This is a genomic window from Nonomuraea sp. B12E4 (genome assembly GCF_039871825.1).
Classification (GTDB): domain Bacteria; phylum Actinomycetota; class Actinomycetes; order Streptosporangiales; family Streptosporangiaceae; genus Nonomuraea.
In genome coordinates this window covers 185,814-206,924 of record NZ_JBDPME010000002.1, presented here as the reverse complement: position 1 = coordinate 206,924, position 21,111 = coordinate 185,814, and the positions used below count along the sequence as shown (strand labels likewise).

Here is a 21,111-nt window from a genome sequence, read left to right as displayed (position 1 = left end):
CACGAGGAGGGCCCACACCTGGCGGGCTTCGGTGTAGCGGCCCTGGCCGTCTCCTCCTATCCGTTCTCCTCACTGTGCCGCAGGATGAAGAACTGGCCGCCTTCCGAGCACCACTCGAACTCGCCGCAGCACGAGGTTTCGCTCACTCTGGGGCTCCGACAGTGCGGGATGTACGTTCTCCAAGCGATCATTTGTCACCGTAGAACACGATCGCGCCGGTGGCCTGGTCACGATGGGCTCGCATCAGCACGCGCCCGTAGATGTAACAGGGCTGGTTGGCCAGGCGGTCAAGCCAGACGCGCCGGATGGAACCCTTCGTGCCCCGGCTGGGATGCTCGGCGAGTGCCTGGGCAAGGTGAGACTGGGCGAGGTGGCGCTGGTCGGTCACGCCGCAAGCGCCGTCGCCGTGACCGCTGTGGAGGTCCCACAGGTAGAAGCCATCGATGTCGCAGGCCGCGCGTTCATGTGGCAGAGGGCAGGAATCGTTGTTGCGGCCGACCAGGTCTGCCCGCCCGGCCAGATCATCCGAGGTCATGCCCCGTGACGTTAGGTGCCACCGGACGGCGTGCCTGTGACGGACGTGCGGGTAAAGGACCCGCACTTCGGTGCGGGTTACAAAACCCCTGCTCGGTGCGCCAACCCGCGCAGTTGTGGCGTACTGGGTCGATGCTCGCGTTTCACCAACTGTGTGAGTACGTCCTGCGTCCGCTGGTCATAGCGGACCAGTTCCGGGGAGAGCCGTTCGGCTTCCAGCAGCGTGTTCACCGCGGCAGCGTCCTTGCGCTGCGTGGTGTAGGCGCGGGCGCATGATGCCGGGGCGGCCGTCGATCGTGGTGTAGATCCGCACGTGTGCGGGCGGATCCGCTCCATCTCCCTGGTACGCAGGCCGGTGGCCACCTCGCTGGTCCGCCAGCCGCGTGGCGTTCACACCGAGGAGAAGTCGTGGAAGCCCGGGGACGCGTCCCTGGTGAACCAGAGCACGAACGGGCGGACGAGCCGGATGTAGTCGGGCGAGACGACGTCGGCCGGGCGTTCGAGCGGCGTCACCGCCACCTTGCGGGGCCTTCCATCTCGTCGTTGATGAGCTGTGGTCCCAGGTCGGTGCCGTCGGCGGCGTGGAAGGTCAGCGTGTTCGGCGCCGAACCAGGCGTAGTGGATGTGGTCGACGTGTGCCCCGAGCACGAGACCGCCGGTCCCGTCCCGGGTCACCTCGACCAGCCACCGCCCGCGCGGGAAGCTCGTCGGCACCTGGAGCGTACGGCCCGCCCCGCGTCACGGCGACCGATTGCCCGATAATTAACTTCCTTAAGAATTGATTTCCCCTCCGACCGGGGGTGACGGATGGCGCGGGTCTGTGCCACACTGGCGACTGTTATAGAACTCTCTCTAGCGTTATAGAACGGAGTACGCATGCGGACGCGAAACGCGCTGCCCTGGCGCACGCCGGACGCCGAGCCCGGAGCGATGGGCGAGCCCGCCGCCCGGGGCCGGTTCGGCGAGTACGGCGGGCGCTACGTGCCGGAGTCGCTGATGGAGGCGTGCCGCGAGGTGGACGAGGCGTTCCGGGAGGCCTGGGCGGACCCCGGGTTCCGGGGCGGCCTGACCAAACTGCTCGCCGTGCACGTCGGGCGGCCGACCCCGCTCACGCCCGCGTGGCGGCTGTCGGGTGAGCTGGGCGTGCAGCTCTACCTCAAGCGCGAGGACCTCACCCACACCGGGTCACACAAGATCAACAACGCGCTGGGCCAGGCCCTGCTGGCCACCCGGATGCGGCGGCGCAGGCTGGTCGCCGAGACCGGGGCCGGCATGCACGGGGTCGCCACCGCGACGGCCGCCGCGCTGCTCGGGCTGGAGGCCACGGTCTTCATGGGTGAGCTCGACATGGAGCGGCAGGGGCTGAACGTCTTCCGGATGCGCCTGCTGGGCGCCGAAGTGGTGCCGGTGAAGTCCGGCAGCCGCACCCTCAAGGACGCCACCAGCGAGGCCATGCGGCACTGGGTGGGGGCGACCGACGACGCCCACTACTGCATGGGCTCGGTCGTCGGGCCCGACCCGTACCCGTGGATGGTCCGGGAGTTCCAGCGGGTCATCGGCGAGGAGGCACGCGTCCAGGGCGCCGCCGAGCTCGTGACCGGCGTGCCGGACTACGTCGTCGCGTGCGTCGGCGGCGGCTCCAACGCGGCGGGCACGTTCGCCGGCTTCGTGGACACCCCGGCGCGGTTCGTCGGCGTCGAGGCGGCGGGCGGCGCCGGGGCGTCCCTGGGCAGGCTCGGCGTCCTGCACGGCTTCCGCTCGCTGTTCCTCCAGGACGGCGACGGCCAGATCATCGAGGCGCACTCGATCGCCGCCGGGCTCGACTACCCGGGTGTCGGGCCGGAGCACGCCCACCTGCGCGACCTCGGCCGCGCCCGCTACGTCACGGTGACCGACGACGAGGTGGTCGGCGCGGTGACCCGGCTGGCGCGCGCCGAGGGCATCCTCCCGGCGCTGGAGTCGGCGCACGCCCTCGCCTGGGTGATCCGCGCGGCGGGGACCGACGAGCTGCCCGCCGGCTCGACGGTCCTGCTGACACTGTCCGGCCGGGGCGACAAGGACGTCTCGACCCTGAAGGAGCTGCTGTGACGAACCACACCCCACCCGCCGCCACCAGCCGGGCGCCGGACGAAGCCTCGGGCGCGGTCGAGCGGCACCTGCGGGCCCGCCGGGACGCCGGGCGGCGGCTGCTCATGCCGTACGTCACCGGGGGGATCACGTCCGGCTGGACGGCGTACCTGCGGGCGTTCGCCGCCGCCGGCGCGGACGCGATCGAGGTCGGCCTGCCGTTCTCCGACCCCACCCTCGACGGCGTCACCATCCAGGAGGCCACCGACGCGGCACTGGCCCGGGGCGCGACCGCCCGGCGGATCCTGGCCGACCTGGCCGAGCTGCCCGACCTCGGCATTCCGCTGGTCGCCAGCACCTACTACAACCTGGTGCTGCACGACGGGCCCGAGGCGTTCTGCGCGGCGCTGCGCCGGGCGGGCGTCGGCGGCCTGATCGTGCCGGACCTGCCGCTGGACGAGGCGGACGAGCTGATCGGCGTGGCCGCCGCCGCGGAGATCGAGCCGGCCCTGCTGGCGTCCCCGGCCACGCCGCAGCCGCGGCTGGTGGAGATCGGGCGCCGCAGCCGCGGGTTCGTCTACGCCGTGTCCACCATGGGCACCACCGGCGAGCGGGCCGCCCTCGCCGCCTCGGCGGCGGAGCTCACGCGGCGGATCAAGCTCGGCACGGACCGGCCGGTCTTGCTAGGATTTGGCATTTCCACGCCGGACCAGGCGCGGGAGGCCGGCCGGCACGCCGACGGAGTGGTCGTCGGCGCCGCGGTCATGCGGCGGGTGCTCGACGGGGCAGGGCCGGACGACCTGCTGGCCTTCCTCGCGACCCTGCGCCGGGCCCTCGACCAGGAGTGACCGACCACGATGACCCCGGACGCCGGGCACGAGGCGAGATACCGCGCCATCGCCGCCGACCTCGCCGCGAAGATCCGGTCGGGACACTACCCCCCTGGCACGGCGCTGCCCCCGCAACGGGAGCTGAGCATCTCCTACGGGGTGACCCTCATGACGCTGCGTCAGGCACTGCGGGAGCTGAGCGACGAGGGGCTGATCGTGCAACGGCCCGGCAAGGGCACCTTCGTCACCCCGGCCCACCTGGCCTACCAGCTCGGCTCGCTGCACAGCCTGGTCGACGACCTGCGCCGGCAGGGCCACGAGGTGCGGACCGTGGTGGCCGGGCGGGCCGTGCGCCGGGCCCCGGCCCGGATCGCCGCCGAGCTGCGGCTGCGTCCCGGTGACAGCGCGCTGCGGCTGGAGCGGGTCCGCGAGTTCGGCGGGCGGCCCGCGATCCACCAGGTGTCCTGGGTCCGCCGGCCGGTGGCCGAGGAGATCCGCGACCGCGACTTCACCGCCGTCTCCCTCTACACGGCCCTCGCCGACGCCGGGGTGACGGTCGCCCGCGCGTCGGAGGTGGTCCGGCCCGGCCTGCTCGACCCCGGCACCGCCCGCCACCTGCAGGAGCCCGCCGGCAGCCCGGTGCTCGTCAGCACCCGGATCACCTACACGCTCGACGCCACGCCCATGGTGTCCGACCACGCCACCATCCTCGGCACCATGATGGAGATCCGCACCGAACGCGCAGCCACCGGCCTCTCCCTCACCTGGGGCGCCACCAGCTAGCAGCCGCCGCGCCGGATCGCGAGAGGCAGGCGTGCGGCCGGTCCCCGCCTCAAGCGCCCGCCGGTCCACCGGCAGGGCGCGCCGGATCCGCCGAGTCAGGGTGGGGCGGAGTGTAGGGCGGGAGGTTGAAGCGGGTGCGGATCGTCTGCTGGACCGTGACCTTGTCGGCGCGGGCGTCGATCGTCCGCACATACTCTTTGCGCCTGAACAGCTCCAGCACCGGGTCGATCTTGCCGTGGTAGTCGCGAAGCCTCCTGGCCAGGGCCTCCGGGGTGTCGTCCTGGCGGGTCACCAGGTCACCGCCGCACACGTCGCAGCGGCCCTCCAGCTCCGGCCGGTGGGCGATCAGGTTGTAGTCCATGCCGCAGCGCGAGCAGAGCCGCCGGGCCAGGACGCGGCGGCGGACCTCCTCGTCGGGCAGGTCCAGGTGGATCACGCCGTCGAGGTCGTAGCTCTCCAGGAAGAACTCCGCCTGGGGCCGGTTGCGGGGGAAACCGTCGATGATGAACCCGTAGTTCCAGTCGTGCAGGTGCAGCCGGTCCCTGACGACGTCCGCCACCAGGTCGTCGCCGACCAGCTCGCCCGCGGCGACCAGGCGGCGGACCTGGGCGCCGAGCTTGGTGTGGTGCTTGACGTGCCAGCGGAAGATGTCTCCGACACTGATGTGCACCAGGTCGAGATCGGCGGCGAGCATCACGCTCTGCGTGCCCTTGCCGCTCCCCTGCACGCCCATAATCACGTATTTCCGCATATAGCACTTCCCGGGGGTTCACGTCGTCTGCCGATCACCATCCCATCCCGGGCCCTCCAAAGCGAGGAGAGCCGGCCCTCAGGGGGCGGTGTCGAGGACCCGCGAGCGGCTACGTACATTTCCCGATGCTTTACATGCGTGCGCGGCCTACTCTCGGCCGGGTCAGGTGCCATCGGGGGAAGGTGGATCAATGCGCGTCCCGACCGTGTTCCTGTCCACCCTGCTCCTGGTCACGGCCCTGGCCGCCCCGGCGGGCGCGGGCGGGCGCCGGGGCGCGCACAAGCCGGACGTCGTCTTCCAGCGCGCCGACTTCGGCAAGGGCACCTACGAGGGCACGACGCCGGCCGCCGGGCTGTCGTTCGGCACGGCCGCCGGCACCGTCGCCCACACCGACGCGCTCGGCACCAGGACCTGGGAATACGCCCGCTGGACCGGCCCGGAGCAGGCCATCGGCTTCCAGGCCACCGAGCTGATCGCCTCCTGGACGGCGGACGTGCCGCCGCGGAGCTGGATCCAGGTCGAGGCCCGCGTCAGAAACGCCGAGGGCCTGACCAGATGGTATTCACTCGGCCGCTGGTCCTACGCCGAGGGCGACATCCTCCGCACGTCGGTGCCCGGACAGCGCGACGCGGACGCCAAGGTCGCCGTGGACACGCTGGTCACGGCGGCCGGCAAGCCCATGGTCGGCTATCAGTTGCGCCTCACCCTCTACCGGGCGCCGGGCTCCGGGGTGACGCCGCGGATACGTACGGCCGGGGTGATGAGCTCCAACGTGCCCGCGCGCAAGGCCGTCCCGGTCAGCCCGGGCGGCGGCGCCTGGGGCACGGAGCTGGCCGTGCCGCGCCGCTCACAGAGCATCCACAAGGGCCACTACCCGGAGTGGAGCGGCGGCGGCGAGGCCTGGTGCAGCCCCACCTCGACCACCATGATCCTGGGCTACTGGGGCAGGTGGCCGAGCGGGCAGGACACGGCCTGGGTGTCGCCGTCCGACCCCGACCCCGAGGTCGACCACGCCGCCCGCCACACCTACGACCACGCCTACAAGGGAGCGGGCAACTGGACGTTCAACATCGCCTACGCGGGCCGCTACGGCATGGACGGATTCGTCACCCGGCTGCGCTCGCTGACCGAGCTGGAGCTGCTGATCAAGGCGGGCATCCCGGTCATCACCTCGCAGTCGTTCAAGAAGGGCGAGCTGCCCGGCGCCGGCTACGGCACCGACGGGCATCTGATGGCGGTCGTCGGCTTCACCCGCACCGGCGACGTGATCGCCAATGATCCCGCCTCCCCCAGCAACGCCGCCGTGCGTCACGTCTATCCCCGGGCGGTCTTCGAGAACGTGTGGCTGCGCGGCTCCAGCAGCGGCGGCGTCACCTACGTCATCCATCCGCCAGGCCGGGCCCTGCCCGCCACGACCCCGGGGCTGCCCGCCAACTGGTGAGCCGCGGGCGGCCTCGACGGCGGCCCGAGACCTGCGTGCCCTGACGACCAGGAGCCGCGGGCCCGCCCGCCGCCCTCCCTGGGCCGCCGACCACCGCCGTTGACCTGCGATGCCGTGGAGCGCCGGATGACCGAGGACGAAGCTGCGACGCTCGGGAGGACCCGGTTCGTGCGGCGCGCCGTATGGAACGGTCCACCGCTGCTGCTGGCCGCCGACGGCGTCCGGGTGCTGGTGGCCGGCACGGGCTCGCATCGCCCGGAGTCGCGGCTGCCGTCGGCCCCCGCCGTGTCGCCGACGGTCGGCGATCTCGGCCGGTGCCTGGTCGAGCGGGCCGGGCTCGACCCCGCCTGCCTGACCGTGCTGCTGGACCCGGCGACCCCGGCCGACCTGAGCGAGGCCCTCGACCGGGTGGCGGGGGAGGCGACGTCGGCGGTGCTGTTCCACTACGTCGGGCACGGCCTGTTCGGCCCGGACGGAGAGCTGCACCTGGCCACGCGCGCCACCGTGGACCTCGGCCACGGGGTGCCCGGCTACCAGGCGCTGCCCTACAGCGTGGTGCGTGACATCCTGGCCTCGTCGCGGGCCGGGCTCTCCCTGGTGGTCCTGGACTGCTGCTTCACCCCGGGCGCGCCGGGCACGCCGGGCAAGGCGCTGGACCGGGCGCTCGACACGACGTGGCGGGGGTCCTACCTGCTGGCGTCGTCGAGCCGGGAGGGAAACACGTGGGCGCTGCCCGGCGTCAGGCACACGGCGCTGACCGGCGCGCTGGTCAGGCTGCTGAACGAGGGCGACCCGGCCGGGCCTCCGGCGTTCGCCCTGGACCACGTCTACCACCGGCTGGCTCGCACGCTGCCCGCCACCGGTTTTCCCCGCCCGCGGCGGGTGGTGGCCGAGCCGGGCGAGCGCCCGGCGCTCGCGGTCAACCCGGCGTACGCGGTCCCGGACACCCGCCGGAGGCAGCCGGGCGACGTGAGCCCCTACCCGGGCCTGGCCGGATTCGGGCCGGAGCAGGCCGAGCTGTTCTTCGGCCGGGAGACCATGACCAGGCTGCTGGTCGCGCGGGTGCGGCAGTCCTTCCCGGGGGACGGCGCGCTGCCCGCGGGCGGCACCGTGCCGATCCGGACGGGCGGGCCGGTGGTCGTCACCGGCTCGCCGGGCTGCGGCAAGACCTCGCTGCTGCGCGCCGGGCTGATCCCGGCGCTGCGCCCCGAGCCGTACGCGCTGCTCGTGCCCGGCGCCGATCCGCTGGGGGCGCTGGCAACCGCGCTGGCCCCGCTGGGCGACGTCGATCAGGTACGCCTGCGCGCGATCATCGAGTCGGACCCCGCCGGGGCACGGCGGGCGCTCACCAGGCGGGCGCTGGTCGTGGTGGACCAGTTCGAGGAGGTGTTCACCCACTGCGCTCAGGAGGAGGCCAGGCGGCGGTTCACGGCGGCGCTCGGTGAGCTGGCCAGGTCGGCGGCCGTGGTGATCGCCGTGCGCGCCGACTTCTTCGGGAGGTGCGCCGCCTATCCCGGACTGCTGGAGGCGGTGCGGCGGCCCGAGGTCGTGGTGCCCATGACGGAGACCGAGCTGCGCGCGGCGATCGAGGAACCGGCGGCCCGCTCCGGCCTGGCCGTGGAGCCGGGACTCACCGAGCTGCTGCTCGAAGATCTCCAGGTGGGCGCGGCGGCGCTGGAACGCTCCGGCGGCCCGCTGCCGCTGCTCTCCCACGCCCTGCTGGCCACCTGGCAGCGGCGGACGGCCGGCATGCTCACCATGACCGGCTACCGGGAGGCCGGCGGCGTCACGAAGGCCCTGGCGACGAGCGCCGAGGAGGCGCTGCGCGGGCTGGGCGCGGAGTCGGAGCCGGTCGTCCGCGAGCTGCTGGTGCGGCTGGTGGACACGGACGCGCCGGGCGGCGCCGCCGTGATCGGGGTGCCGGTGGCCGGCCTGATCCCCGGCCCGCCGTCCGTCCACGAGCAGGTGCTGGCGGAGCTCGTACGGGCGCGGCTGGTCACGGTGGCCGGCGGCGTGGCCCGGATCGCCCACGAGGCGCTCCTCCACGCCTGGCCCCGGCTCGCGGGCTGGGCCGGCACCGACCGGGCCGGGCTGCTCGTCCGCCGCCGCCTGGCCGAGGACGCGCGGGCGTGGCAGGAGCAGGGACAGCCCCTCTCGATCCTCTACGACGACAGCACGCTGGCGGCCGCCCGGGCGGTGGCCGGGGACGCGCCCGACGATCCCGACCGGGAATTCCTGCGGGCGTCCGCGCGCCGCCGGGCACGGCGTTCGCTGATCGCCCGGGGCACGATCGCCGGGCTCGCGGTGCTCCTCCTCGCGGCCACGGCGGGCGGGGTCGTGGCCCTGCGGCAGGGCAGGGCGGCCGGCGACCGGGCCATACAGGCAGCCGGGCAGCGTGACCAGGCGCTGTCCCGTCAGGTCGCCGCCACCGCCGACAGTGCCCGGGACACGGCGCTGGGTGCCCAGCTCGCGTTGAGCGCGTACCGGATCTCCGCCACCCCGGAGGCCCGCGGGGCGCTGCTCGGGAGCCTGTCGCGGCCGGTGGGAGCGCGGATGCTCGGGCACACCTCCCCCGTCGAGCGGGTGGCCTACCGCCACGACGGCCGTGTGGTCGTCACCGCCTCCGCCGACTCCACCGCGAGGCTGTGGAACGTCACCGATCCCCTCCACCCCAGCGCCCTGGGCGTCATACACGGCCACGCGGGCGGCCTCGCGGCGGCGGCGTTCAGCGCGGACGGCCGCGTGCTGGCCACCGGGTCCGCGGACAAGACCGCCCGGTTGTGGGATGTCAGCGACCCCGCCAGACCGAAGAGCCTCGCCACGCTCAAGGGCCACACGGAACGGGTGGTCTCCGTCGCGTTCTCCCCCGAGAGAGACCTGCTGGCCAGCGCCTCCCCGGACGGGTCCGTGCGGTTGTGGGACGTCGCCACCGCCGGCAAGCCCCGGCGGCGCTCCGTCCTGCCCCAGGACGCGGACCCCACCGGGGTGGCCTTCAGCCCGGACGGCCGCATGATGGCGGTCACCTCGTCGGCCGGCGGCATCGCGCTGATCGACGTGGCCACCCCGGCGCGGCCGCGCAGCCTGGCGGTGCTGTCCTCGCCGGACGGCGCCGTCCGGAGCGTCGCGTTCGCCCCCGACGGCCGCCACCTGGCCACGGCCGCCGCCACCGGGGCGCTGCACCTGTGGGACATCACGGCGGCCAGGCTCGTCGGCACGGCGAACGGAAGCGGCACGGCGGCCCTGGACCTCGCTTTCAGTCCTGACGGTGAGGTCCTGGCCGGCGCCTCCGCCGACGCCACGGTCGGCCTGTGGAGCGTGGCGACCCCGAGTGAGCCCGAGCGCGTCGGCACCCTGACCGGGTTCGCCGACTCGGTGACGGGGGTGGCGTTCAGCCCGGACGGCCGCCACCTCGCCACCTCCTCGGCCGACGGCACCGCCCGGTTGTGGAACGTCGCCGACCCCGCCCGCCTCACCCCGCGCGCCCGGCTGACCGGGCACGCCGACCCGGTGAACGGGCTCGCGATCAGCAGGACGACCCTGGCCACCGCCTCGGACGACAGGACGGTCAGGCTGTGGGACGTCTCCGACCCCGCGGTGGCCAGGCCGCTGTCCACGCTGACGGGGCACACCGGGCTCGTCCGGGCGGCGGCGTTCAGCCCGGACGGCCGCCACCTGGCCACGGCCTCGCTCGACGGCACGGCCCGGCTGTGGGACGTGGCGGAGCCCGCGAGCCCGACGCAGGTGGCGACGTTGTCCGGGCACTCGACGGGGGTGCGCTCGGTCTCGTACGGCCCGGACGGCAGGCTGCTGGTGACCACGGGCCGCGACGGCCGGTCGTTTCTGTGGGACGTCGCCGACCCCGGCGCCCCGGTTCGGGTCGCCACGCCCGGCCCGGCCGACGAGCGCTTCGGCGCGGCCGCGTTCCGGCCGGACGGGCTGGTCCTCGCGACCGGCTCCGGCACGTCCTCGGTCCGCCTGTGGGACGTGTCGAAGCCGGCCAGGCCGCGCCGGCTGGGCGACCTCGCCGCGGTCCCCGGCGACCTGCTCGACCTGCGGTTCAGCAGGGACGGCAGGACGCTGGCGACGGGGGCCTCGGACGGCGCGGCCCGGCTCTGGGACGTCACCCGTCCCGAGCGGCCGATGCCGCTGGCCGTCCTGGCCGGGCACTCGGCGGACGTGACCGGCGTCGCCTTCAGCGCGGACGGCCGCATGCTCGCCACCGCCTCACGGGACTCGGCCATCCGGATCTGGGACGTCGCCGACCGCGCCCGCCCGGCGTTGTGGGCCGTGCTCGCCGGCCGGGACGTGGGGGGCGACGTGGAGTTCCGCCAGGACGGCGCCGTCCTGGTGAGCACGTCAGGCACCGCGGCCCAGCTCTGGGGCCTGAACGTGGAGCAGGCGAGCGAGCGCGCCTGCGAGGCCACCGGCGCGGCGATCACCAGGGACGAATGGGCCCGGTACATTCAGGGACGCCCCTATTCCACCCCCTGCCCGTGATCCGGGAGGCGTCCTGGCCGGAAGCATGCCGGCGGCGGGCGGCTTGTCCTGGGGTCAGAGCAGCGGCAGGCGGCGCACGCCGGTCAGGCTCGGCGTGGGGATGAAGACCGCGGGGTCCTGCGGATCGGTGCGCAGTGCGGGGAACCGGTCGAGCAGGATGTCCATCGCGACCCGTCCCTCCAGCCGGGCCAGGGGGGCGCCCAGGCAGAAGTGGATGCCGCGGCCGAAGGCGAGGTGCGGGTTGGGGTCGCGGCCGGGCTCGAAGGTGTCGGGGTCGGGGAACTGGCGGGGATCTCGGTTGGCCGCGCCGATCCAGGCCATGACCGCCTGGTCGGCGGGGATCGTCACGCCGCCGAGCACGGTCTCGCGGGTGGTGGCGCGGCCGAGGAGGGCGAACGGGGTGAACATCCGCAGGGACTCCTCGATCACGGCCGGGATCAAGGATCGGTCCGCCCGGACCTTGTCCTGCTGCTCGGGGTGGGCGTCCAGGCAGAGCACCGTGTTGCCGAGCAGCATCGTGGTGGTGACGTGGCCGGCGAGCAGCAGCACGATCGCGAAGTTGACCACCTGGCCGTCGGGCAGGCGTTCGCCGTCCACCTCGGCCTCGACCAGCCTGGTGAGCAGGTCGGCCCGCGGCTGCCGGCGGCGCTCCGCGGCGTGGGCGGCGAGATAGTCGGACATCTCGTGCCACGGCTTCATCACGGCCTGCATGTCCGCGCTGCGGTCCTCGTCGGGATTGAGCGAGACCTTGGTGTCGCGCTGGAACAGCGCGTCGGCCCATTTCTTGAACAGGGCGCGATCGCTGCTGGGCACCCCCAGCAACTCGGCGATGACGATGACCGGCAGCGGGTAGGCCAGGTCGGCCACCAGCTCGAACCGGCCGCCGCGGTCCTTGGCCGCGTCGATCAGCTCGTGGGTGACGGAGGCGATCCGCGGCTCGAGGTCCGCGACGACCTTGCGGGTGAAGGCGCTGCTGACCAGCTTGCGCAGCTTGCCGTGCTCCGGCGGGTCGATCTGGGTGATGAAGCCCTCCAGCGAGAAGTCCTCCATGCCCTTCCGCACCGACTCGGGGACCACACGCATGGTGTTGGAGGAGAACGTCGCCGGGTCGCTCAGGATCTCGTGCACCTCCGGGTATCCGTAGACGTTCCACATGCCGGCCGCGGCGTCGTGCTCGACCGCCTGCTCCTTTCGCGAGCCGTGCAGCCAGAAGAGCTGTTCGGGGATCTTGTACCGATTGGCGATGTCCGTCATCGACTCTCCCTAGGTGGTAGGTGTGTTCGCGGAAGTCAGAACGTGAACCGGAATTCCCGGGCCATGTTCCGCATCAGTGGTATGGCGCGCATGAGCCGGTAGAGGGCGCGGTAGAGGGCGCGGTAGAGCCGCACCGGGATCATGTTGTAGCGCTTGCCGAAGGAGACCTCCTCGGCGCAGGTGAGAGGGAGGTTCCAGCGTTCGATCTCCGCGCCGTCGCGCGACCCCAGTGCCAGAGCTTGATCATTCGGACGATCGCCCCTCCTCCGCTTCCGCTTTCTCGCGGTATTCCTCCCAGCGCTGGAGCATCTGCTCCGAGTCGTGCTCGGTGAAGGCGAAGAACTCCCGGGACTCCCGCAGCCGCGCCCGCGCCTCGGGCCGGTGGTCGCCGACCACCTCCAGCCCGAAGTCCAGCGCTTCCACCCCCGCCCGCACCGCGGCGAACTGGGCCCGCAGGATCTGCGCCCAGCCGCCGTGGACCAGCCGGTAGTGGTGCTCGCGGCTCGAGGTGGGGACGCGCTCCAGCATGGCGGCCGCCTCCAACTGCCTGGCCACCGTGCTGATCGCCGTCTTGCTCACGCTGAGCGTGGCGGCAAGATCGGTGAGCGACTGGTGCGGTGGGTCGCAGATCATCAGCCAGGCGTAGAGCCTGCCCATCGTCCGCGTCCCACCGACTCGATCCATGACCAGCCCCATCCGGTCAACGAACTCTGCCTCCCGTGGTTCCATCGTCGCCAACTCCGCCCACATCGTCAAGTACGTACTTTACGAACTATACGCACGGCTACGGAACCACGGCAGAGGGCGGTCGTCACCCGGCCAGCCGCGACACCCCCCAGTGGCTGGTGTCCAGGTAGCCGCGGCCAGTGCCGTCGTGCCACGTCACCGCACCGGTACGGTTGATCCACCCGCCGCGGGCGCTGCGCGTCCTCGTCCCCGGGGGCGCGGGCGCCGGCCGCCTCCGCTGAGATCCACCGGCCGCCGGGCCGGGTCCGCCCGCCGGCCGGTGTTCGTAGGAGTACCGCGGCCTCCCTGCCGTTCCTGCCCCGTCCTAGTCTCAGAACATGGACAGGGAAAACCCGATCGGAGAGCCCGCACACGCCCGCCGAGCACCATCCCGGTGGGGGCAGGTGAACCCGAGCCTGCTCCGCCTGATGGAGCGCTGGCCGCACACGCCCGCCATGGTCCTGGATCACTGCACGACCGTGCTGGCCGCCAGTCCGCTCGGCATGGCCCTGTTCGACGGCCACACCAACGGCGGCGACATGGTCCGGCCGCTGTTCCTGAACCCGCGGGCACGCGACTTCTACCTGGACTGGGACCTGGTGGCCGGCAGCTTCCTGACCGGACTGCGGGAGGCCGCCGGCGCCCACGGAGACGACGCCCGGCTGATCGGGGTGGTCGGCGAGCTGTCGCTGAAGAGCGACCCCTTCCGCAGGATGTGGGCCCGCAACGACCTGAGCAGGGAGCACCACGAGCCCAGACGGTTCCGCCACCGGCTGGTGGGCGAGCTGACGCTGCGCTGCCAGATCCTGACCGTGGACAGCGTTCCCGGCCAGCATCTGGTCGTCTTCCAGGCCGAGCCGGACAGTCCTTCCGAGCTGGCCCTGAGCCTGCTGGACCGGCTCACCGCCGACGGTCCCGGCCAGGACTCCGAGCCGCCGGGCGACCAGAGCCCGTGACGGGACGGGCGCGGGGTCACGCCCCGTTGGGCAGGCCCTCGCCCTCCGGTTCGAGCGCGTAGGCGATGCCCGCGTCGATGTCGCTGTCGTAGCCCGTGCGGAAGGCCGCGTGGTAGGCGTTGTCGCCGAGCAGGTCACGCGCCTGCTCCTCGCACGCGTCCCGGGCCGCCACCCAGGCGGGCACGTTGGCCTGGGCCCGGCCGTGCGTGCTCCAGATGCGCTGGGCCAGGCCGAGCAGCCGGGCGGCCCGGTGCGCCCGGCCGGCCGCGCCCGCCGCCAGGGCCAGCAGGTCCACGGTCAGGCCGATGCCGAAGCTGTCGTGCAGGCGCTGCTTGGTGCGCAGCGCCGCCTGGCCGTAGGCGACGGCGATGTCCAGGTGGCCGCTGCTCAGCTCGGCCTGCCCGCGCAGGAGGTCGCCGTGCGAGCGCATCGACTGCTCACCGCGCCGGTCGCACATCGTACGCAGGTCGTCCAGCACGGCGATGGCGTCCCCGGCCCGCCCGTCCATGATGAGGGCGGCGGCCCGGCACAGCAGCGCCAGCAGGTTGGCCAGGGTGAACTCCGGCTCCTCCAGCCGGGTGACGAAGGCCCGCTCCGACTCGGCCACCGCCTGGAGCAGGTCGCCGCGGATCACCCCGGCCGACGATCGCAGGGCCCTGGCGCACATGGCGGCGTACGGGTCGCCGGAGCGGGCGGCCTCGACGCACTCCGTGGCCCTGGCCTCCGCGCCATCCGCGTCTCCCTGAGTCGCGGCCAGCAGGCCGTCCGCCCACAGGGCCCGGGTGAGGGCCCGGCCGGACCCGGGGCCGAGGGACAGGGCCTGGGCCAGGTAGTGGCGGCCCTCCTTGGCGTAGCCGCAGCCGTACCAGAAGAACGCGAGCGTGCCCGCCAGCTCCAGCGCCGCCGTGCCGTCCTCGCCGCTCAGCGAGACCTCCAGCGCGGTGCGCAGGTTGTCGTGCTCGCCGATCATCCGGTCGTACCAGGCGATCTGTCCGGGGCCCAGCCAGGCCGCCTCGCCGCGGCGGGCCAGCGACAGGTAGTGCTCGCGGTGCCGCTGCTTGAACCGCTCCTCCTCGCCCAGGCTGCGCAGCCACCCCGCGCCGTACTCGCGCAGCGTGTCCAGCATCCGGTAGCGCTCCCCCGCCCCGGTCGGCAGCCAGGTCAGGATGGACTCGTCGGCCAGGGCGTCCAGCAGGAGCCCGATGTCGGCCTCCGGCAGCAGCTCGTCGGCGCACACCTGGCGCACGGCCTCGGTGTCGAAGTCGCCGGCGAACACCGACACCCGGGCCCAGAGCAGGCGCTCGGCGGGCTCGCACAGCTCGTGGCTCCACCCGACGGCGGTGCGCAGCGCCCGGTGCCAGGGCGGGTCGGCCTCGTTCGCCGCGCCCGCGCCCTCCAGCGTCTCGAACCGGTCGTCCAGCCGGTCGGCGAGCTGCTCGACCGGCAGCTCGCGCAGCCGCGCGGCGGCCAGCTCGATCGCCAGCGGGATGCCCTCCAGCCGCCGGCACAGCCGCACCACGGCCTCCTGGTCGTGCTCGGAGAGCTCGAAGCCGGGGATCGTCTCGGCGGCGCGCTCGGCCAGCAGGATCACCGCGTCGTGGCCGCCCGGCCTCGTGGCGCCCGCCGGGGGCACCGACAGCGGCTCGACCACGTACACCAGCTCGCCGGCCGCCTCCAGCGGGCGGCGGCTGGTGGTCAGCACCCGCAGGCCCGGCACCGCCTCCAGCAGCGCCTCGACGGTGCGGGCGCAGGCCGCGACCAGGTGCTCACAGGTGTCGAGCACGAGCAGGATCTCGCGGCCGAACAGGTGCTCGGCCAGCACCTCCGCCATCGGGCGGGTGCTCTGGTCGGTGAGCCTGAGGGCCTCGGCGATGGCGTGCGGCAGCAGCGTCCCGTCGTCCAGCGGGGACAGCTCGACCAGCCAGGCGCCGCCCTCGAACTCGGGCCGCAGGTCGGCGGCGGCACGCAGCGCCAGGCGGGACTTGCCCACCCCGCCGACGCCGGTGAGAGTCACCAGGCGCGAGCGCCGGCAGGCGCGGCGGATCTGGTCCAGCTCCTCGCGGCGGCCGATCAGGGTCGTCAGCTCAGCGGGGAGATTGCCTGCCTGCCACTTGGCCGCCATAGTGATCGCCCACCCCTCGGAGACAAGTCGTGACAGCAGCTTGCCTGATTGTGGCGTGATCCATCACTAAAAGTAAGAAAGTCACTACACTCTCCCGATACGGTGACGGTCGGTCGGTGACGGCGGGCTTGGGGGCTTAGGGCCCTGTGGGGGCGCGGCGAACGGGCCGAGCGGGCTGTTGCCGACGGCCACGCCGATGTTCATCCAGCCGGGGCCGTTGCCGTTGATGGAGACGTGCCAGTCGCGCATATTGCCCGTGTTGGCGCTAACATTCACTGGCCGGGACTGAAGCGGTTAACCCAAAAGGTTTTCGGGAATGTAGACCGGCCGGGCGGAGGCTGTCAATCTGCCGCTGCAATCACTTGCAGCGTCACCGAGCTGGCACGACGCAACAGACCAACGCCGATCGGCTGGCGGGCATCTTGATTGCAGTTCATCATACCGAAAAAGGCTTTCGAAACTGTCCGTCGCTGTGATGATCGGCAGGGCGACGCGTCCGGAGACTCAGCCGAGGCGGGCTCGGAAGATGAGCTCCCAGGCCCGCTTCCTGGCGCGGGCGACGGCGCCCAGCAGCACCCCCGTGTCGCCGAGCGCGCTGGCCACCACCCGCGGCCGGAGCGGCCCCAGCTCGGCGATGCGGCGTTCGATCGCGCCGCCGAGCAGGTCGAGGTTGCGCCCGACCCCGCCGCTCAGCACGATCACCTCCGGGTCCAGGACGGACGCGACCGCGACGAGCAGCCCGCCGATGCGCTGCCCCTCGGCCGCCACCACGGACAGGGCGACGGGGTCACCGCTCTCGGCCGCCTCGAAGACCTCCTTGGCGCTCCCCAGGTCCAGCCCGGCGGCGCGGGCCGCGCGCACCACCCCCGGCGCGGACGCCACCGCTTCGGTGGCCCCGTGCTCCAGGGCGGCGGGGTCCCCGGCCGCCGCCGGGTCCTCGGCGGTGGGCAGGTACGACACCTCGCCCGCGGCTCCGTGGGCGCCGACGTACAGCTCGCCGTGGGTGATGATGCCCATGCCCACACCGGTGCCGATCGAGACGAGGGCGACGTGCTTCTTGCCCTTGCCCTCGCCGTACACGTGCTCGCCGACGGCCGCCAGGTTGATGTCGTTCTCGACGACGAGGTCGGAGTCGAGCGCGGAGCGGAGCCGCTCGACCAGGTCGGCGCCGGGCAGGTTGCCGGCGAAGTCCAGCCGTCCCGCCACAGGGTCGTAGACGCCCGGGGTGCCGGCGACGGCACACGTGACGGCGGACCACTCCAGGCCGGCCGCCGCGGCGGCCGCGTGGGCCAGCTCGCGCACGTGAGCGGCCAGGTCGGCCGTGTCGCGGGCGTCGTTGCGGCCGTCTTTGCCGCCCACGAACGAACCCCTCAGATCGGCCACCACGACACGGTTCCAGTCGCGCCCGATGTCGATGCCCGCCACGTGCGCGGAAGCGGCGTTCATGTCGTACAGCGAGGTCACCGGCCCCGGCCTGCCGGACACCTCGCCCACCAGGTGGACCAGCCCGTCCTCGGCCAGGCCCGCCAGCGCCGCCGAGACGGTGGGTTTCGACAGCCCGGTGGCCTTGGCCAGGTCGGCGCGGGACGCCGGGCCGTGCTCGTGCAACTGGTCGAGCAGGCGCCGCTCGTTCATCACGCGCAGCAGCCGCGGGTTGCCCAAATCACCGCGCACGTCGGACTCCTCCTCGATGGAAACGCCCGAAGGGTGGCCAACACCCCGATAGTAAATTACCTTTTTTACTGCCAGAGGTGGTCGCGGAAAGGAACAACGCGATGAGCCGAGGATGGAAGACCATTGCCGCCGTGACGGCCTTACTGGCCGCCTCCTGCGGCACCGGATCCGGCGGCGCCGACGGCACCGCGTCCGGCGATCCCCAGCAGGAGGCGACGATCGCCCTGCTCCTGCCGGAGTCCAAGACCACGAGATACGAGTCCTTCGACCGGCCGCTCTTCGAGGCGAAGGTGAAGGCCCTCTGCCCCGCGTGCGAGGTGCTCTACAGCAACGCCGACCAGGAGCCCGCCAAGCAGCAGCAACAGGTCGAGGCGGCCCTCACCCAGGGCGCGGACGTGCTGGTGCTCGACGCGGTCGACGCCGCCGCGGTGGCCCCGCTGGTCAACCAGGCCAAGCAGCGCGACGTCCCGGTCATCGCCTACGACCGGCTGATCTCCGGCATCGGCTACGACTACTACGTCTCGTTCGACAACGTACGGGTCGGCGAGATGCAGGGCCAGGCGCTGCTCGACGCGCTCACCGCCAAGGGGACCGCGGACAAGGGCCAGATCGTGATGATCCACGGCTCCCCGACCGACCCCAGCTCGGCCGACTACAAGAAGGGTGCGCACAACGTCCTGGACGGCAAGGTCCGGATCGGCAAGGAGTTCGACACGCCCGACTGGAGCCCCGACAAGGCCCAGCAGCAGATGGAACAGGCGATCACCGCACTCGGCCGCGACTCCGTGGTGGGCGTGCTGTCGGCCAACGACGGCATGGCCGGCGGCGCGATCGCGGCGATGAAGCGCGCCGGCTACACCGAACTGCCGCCGATCACCGGCCAGGACGCCGAGCTCGCGGCCGTCCAGCGGATCATCACCGGCGAGCAGTACATGACCGTCTACCTCGACATCAGGGCAGAAGCGGAGAAGTCCGCCGAACTCGCCGTCGCGCTCACGAAGGGCCGGCGGCTCCCCGCCCCCGCCAAGGTGAACAACGGCACCGCCGACATCCCCGCCTTCCTCCTCGACCCCATCCCCGTCACCAAGGACAAGGTCAAGGACACGATCGTCAAGGACGGCTTCTACACCGTCCGGGACATCTGCACCGCCGAGGTCGAGGACGCCTGCGCGCGGGCGGGCCTGCGGTAGATGTTCTCCGTCACCGGCATCGCCAAGGCGTACGGCGCGGTCCAGGCCCTCGACGGCGTGTGCCTGGACCTGCGGCCGGGCGAGGTCGTGGCCCTCGTCGGCGACAACGGCGCCGGCAAGTCCACGCTCGTCAAGGTCCTGGCCGGGGTCGTCGCCCCGGACAGCGGCACGATCACCGTGGACGGCCGTCCGGTCAGGATCGCCACTCCGCGGGACGCCCAGGCCCTGGGCGTGTCCACCGTCTACCAGGATCTCGCCCTCTGCGAGAACCTCGACGTGGTCGCCAACCTGTATCTCGGCACCGAACGCCGCCGCTGGTCGGTGCTCGGCCACGTCGCCATGGAACTCGCCGCCCACGACCTGCTGACCTCACTCGACGTGCGGATCCGCGACATCAGGGTGCCCGTCGCCCTGCTCTCCGGCGGCCAGCGCCAGTCCGTGGCCATCGCCCGGGCCCTGATCGGCGAGCCCCGCCTGGTCATCCTCGACGAGCCCACCGCCGCGCTCGGTGTGGAGCAGACGGCCCAGGTCCTCGGCCTGGTCAACCGCCTGCGCGAACGGGGCCTGGCGGTGCTGGTCATCTCCCACAACCTCGCCGACGTACGGGCGATGAGCGACCGGGTGGTCGTGCTCAGGCTCGGGCGCAACGCCGGCGAGTTCCGGACGGCCGACGCGTCCCAGGAGGCCATCGTCGCCGCGATCACCGGAGCGAGCACAGATGAACGCTGAGACGTCGTTGACCCGGTACACGCCGAAGGAGGCGGTGGGGCGGCTCCGGCGCGGAGACCTCGGGGCCTGGCCGGTCACCGGCGGGCTCGTCGTCATCGCGGCCGTCTTCGGCACGCTGAACGAGCACTTCCTGTCCGCCCAGAACCTCACCAACCTGGCCCTGCAACTGGCGGCCACCGGCACGATCTCGCTCGGCATCATCATGGTGCTGCTCCTCGGGGAGATCGACCTCTCGGCGGGCTCCGTCAGCGGCCTGTGCGCGGTCGTGATGACGATCCTGTACGTCAAGCAGTCCTGGAACCCCGTCGCCGCCATCGCGGTCGCGCTCGCGGCCGCCGGTGCCATCGGCCTGCTGCACGGGCTGATGCACACCCGGCTGCACATGCCGTCGTTCATCGTGACGCTGGCCGGCCTGATCGGCTGGCAGGGGCTGCTCCTCTACCTGCTCGGCCAGGGCGGCACGATCAACCTGCCCTTCGACGGGTTCGTCTCGAAGCTGAGCGACACCTGGCTGCCGCCATGGCCGGCCTGGGCCCTGGTGGCGGTGCTGACCGGCGGCTGGTCGGCGGCCGCGGTGATCGGCCGGCGGCTGCGGCGGGCCGCGGGCCTGTCCGTGCCGCCGGTCTACCTGACCGCGCTGCGGATCGGCGGGGTGGCGGTGGTGCTCGCGGGGGGCGTGGCGGTCCTGTCCGCCGACCGGGGCGTGCCGCTGCTGCTCGTCATCTTCGGCGCGCTGGTGGTCGTCCTCGATCTCGTGCTCAGGCACACCGTGTTCGGCCGGTGGATGTACGCGGTGGGCGGCAACACCGAGGCCGCCCGCCGTGCCGGGATCAACACCTCCCGGATCAGGGTGCTGGCGTTCGTGCTGGCCTCCGTGCTCGCCGGGTTCGGCGGCATCCTCGCGGCCAGCCGCCTGTCCGCGGTGAACCAGGCCTCCGGCGGCAGCGACATCCTGCTCATGGCGGTCGCCGCCGCGGTGATCGGCGGGACGTCGCTGTTCGGCGGGCGCGGCCGGCCGTACGCGGCGCTGCTCGGCATCCTGGTGATCCAGTCGATCACCAACGGGATGCTGCTGCTCAACGTGGACTCCTCCGTCAGGTTCATGGTGACCGCGGCGGTGCTGGCCCTGGCGGTGGCGATCGACTCGGTCGCGCGCCGGGCCGGCGCCAGGTGAGGCGGATATTTCTGTGCGTTTGTGGCGTTAACGCGGGTTTCGCCCTGAATTCCGCAAGGTGAGGGCGGCATGTTCTTGATCAACCGAACATACTGTCGCGATTTGCTTGATTCGTCCCGAAGACAGATCCCACGGAAGATAAGTCCTCCATGGCACGCGTCAACCGCAGGTGTCAGGGGATCCGGACAGAAACAGCACATCTTTCACCCGCGGTCATCCGCGCCGTTGAACTCGACCAGGGTGGTTGCGAAGCCGGCGCGGACAGCCCTCATGACCTCTTCCAGCCGGGCCAGGTGGGTGCCGGTGAACACCTCGTGCCGGAACTTGGTGACGAAAACCAAATGAGCAGGCAAGGCGAAACACAGTGCCTGCCCTTTCTGATT

At 72.7% G+C, this 21,111-nt stretch carries 17 protein-coding genes; 9 read left to right on the top strand and 8 right to left on the bottom strand.

From position 1 onward, the window contains the following. Positions 1-187: 187 nt before the first annotated feature. Complete coding sequence (locus ABGB18_RS06755) at positions 188-535, bottom strand: hypothetical protein (RefSeq protein ID WP_347694486.1); 348 nt, start codon at positions 533-535, stop codon at positions 188-190. 389 nt (positions 536-924) lie between these two features. Then, positions 925-1,047 carry a hypothetical protein gene (locus ABGB18_RS06750; RefSeq protein WP_347694485.1) on the bottom strand — a complete coding sequence of 41 codons (123 nt, stop codon included), beginning with the start codon at positions 1,045-1,047 and terminating at the stop codon, positions 925-927. Between the two features lie 417 nt (positions 1,048-1,464). Here ABGB18_RS06750 and trpB point away from each other — a divergent pair, with 417 nt between their 5' ends. The 3 genes from trpB to ABGB18_RS06735 are packed head-to-tail and all read left to right on the top strand — an operon-like array spanning position 1,465 to position 4,214. Beyond that, on the top strand, positions 1,465-2,622 hold the full coding sequence (trpB, locus tag ABGB18_RS06745; protein ID WP_347694883.1) for a tryptophan synthase subunit beta: 1,158 nt from the start codon (positions 1,465-1,467) through the stop codon (positions 2,620-2,622). After that, positions 2,619-3,449 (top strand): tryptophan synthase subunit alpha, encoded by an 831-nt coding sequence (trpA, locus tag ABGB18_RS06740; RefSeq protein WP_347694484.1) that lies wholly within the window; start codon positions 2,619-2,621, stop codon positions 3,447-3,449. Before trpB ends, trpA begins: the two co-directional genes overlap by 4 nt. A gap of 9 nt (positions 3,450-3,458) precedes the next feature. Then, the gene (locus tag ABGB18_RS06735) at positions 3,459-4,214 is read left to right on the top strand and encodes a GntR family transcriptional regulator (protein ID WP_347694483.1); all 756 of its coding nucleotides are present in this window, start codon (positions 3,459-3,461) and stop codon (positions 4,212-4,214) included. Positions 4,215-4,263: 49 nt separating this feature from the next. Here ABGB18_RS06735 and ABGB18_RS06730 read toward each other — a convergent pair whose 3' ends face one another. Next, on the bottom strand, positions 4,264-4,965 hold the full coding sequence (locus ABGB18_RS06730; protein WP_347694482.1) for a nucleoside monophosphate kinase: 702 nt from the start codon (positions 4,963-4,965) through the stop codon (positions 4,264-4,266). A 190-nt stretch (positions 4,966-5,155) separates the two neighbouring features. Between ABGB18_RS06730 and ABGB18_RS06725 the strand changes: the two genes are divergently transcribed. Both ABGB18_RS06725 and ABGB18_RS06720 read left to right on the top strand, forming a co-directional pair. Then, positions 5,156-6,406: a C39 family peptidase gene (locus ABGB18_RS06725; RefSeq protein WP_347694481.1), complete on the top strand. Its 1,251-nt coding sequence runs from the start codon at positions 5,156-5,158 to the stop codon at positions 6,404-6,406. A gap of 126 nt (positions 6,407-6,532) precedes the next feature. Continuing rightward, entirely contained in the window at positions 6,533-10,903 is a 4,371-nt protein-coding gene (locus ABGB18_RS06720) for a hypothetical protein (RefSeq protein ID WP_347694480.1), read from the top strand. 54 nt (positions 10,904-10,957) lie between these two features. Here ABGB18_RS06720 and ABGB18_RS06715 read toward each other — a convergent pair whose 3' ends face one another. Both ABGB18_RS06715 and ABGB18_RS06710 read right to left on the bottom strand, forming a co-directional pair. After that, complete coding sequence (locus tag ABGB18_RS06715; RefSeq protein ID WP_347694479.1) at positions 10,958-12,157, bottom strand: cytochrome P450; 1,200 nt, start codon at positions 12,155-12,157, stop codon at positions 10,958-10,960. A 243-nt stretch (positions 12,158-12,400) separates the two neighbouring features. After that, positions 12,401-12,841, bottom strand: a complete 441-nt coding sequence (locus ABGB18_RS06710) for a hypothetical protein (protein WP_347694478.1) — start codon at positions 12,839-12,841, stop codon at positions 12,401-12,403. Between the two features lie 380 nt (positions 12,842-13,221). Here ABGB18_RS06710 and ABGB18_RS06705 point away from each other — a divergent pair, with 380 nt between their 5' ends. Continuing rightward, entirely contained in the window at positions 13,222-13,839 is a 618-nt protein-coding gene (locus ABGB18_RS06705) for a transcriptional regulator (RefSeq protein ID WP_347694477.1), read from the top strand. Positions 13,840-13,855: 16 nt separating this feature from the next. Here the strand turns inward: ABGB18_RS06705 and ABGB18_RS06700 are convergent, their stop codons facing one another. Both ABGB18_RS06700 and ABGB18_RS06695 read right to left on the bottom strand, forming a co-directional pair. Beyond that, positions 13,856-15,961, bottom strand: coding sequence for an ATPase (locus ABGB18_RS06700; protein WP_347694476.1), 2,106 nt, complete (start codon positions 15,959-15,961; stop codon positions 13,856-13,858). A gap of 504 nt (positions 15,962-16,465) precedes the next feature. Then, on the bottom strand, positions 16,466-17,635 hold the full coding sequence (locus ABGB18_RS06695; protein ID WP_347694475.1) for an ROK family transcriptional regulator: 1,170 nt from the start codon (positions 17,633-17,635) through the stop codon (positions 16,466-16,468). A gap of 101 nt (positions 17,636-17,736) precedes the next feature. On the opposite strand from ABGB18_RS06695, the gene ABGB18_RS06690 reads away from it, so the two are divergent. From ABGB18_RS06690 to ABGB18_RS06680, 3 genes are read left to right on the top strand one after another with little or no spacing between them, the layout of a single operon-like run. Further along, entirely contained in the window at positions 17,737-18,825 is a 1,089-nt protein-coding gene (locus ABGB18_RS06690; RefSeq protein ID WP_347694474.1) for a sugar ABC transporter substrate-binding protein, read from the top strand. Then, the gene (locus tag ABGB18_RS06685) at positions 18,826-19,554 is read left to right on the top strand and encodes an ATP-binding cassette domain-containing protein (protein ID WP_347694473.1); all 729 of its coding nucleotides are present in this window, start codon (positions 18,826-18,828) and stop codon (positions 19,552-19,554) included. It begins immediately after the preceding gene. After that, complete coding sequence (locus tag ABGB18_RS06680) at positions 19,544-20,728, top strand: sugar ABC transporter permease (RefSeq protein ID WP_347694472.1); 1,185 nt, start codon at positions 19,544-19,546, stop codon at positions 20,726-20,728. Before ABGB18_RS06685 ends, ABGB18_RS06680 begins: the two co-directional genes overlap by 11 nt. A 203-nt stretch (positions 20,729-20,931) precedes the next feature. Here ABGB18_RS06680 and ABGB18_RS06675 read toward each other — a convergent pair whose 3' ends face one another. Beyond that, positions 20,932-21,081, bottom strand: coding sequence for a transposase (locus ABGB18_RS06675; RefSeq protein WP_347694471.1), 150 nt, complete (start codon positions 21,079-21,081; stop codon positions 20,932-20,934). Between the last annotated feature and the right edge of the window lie 30 nt (positions 21,082-21,111).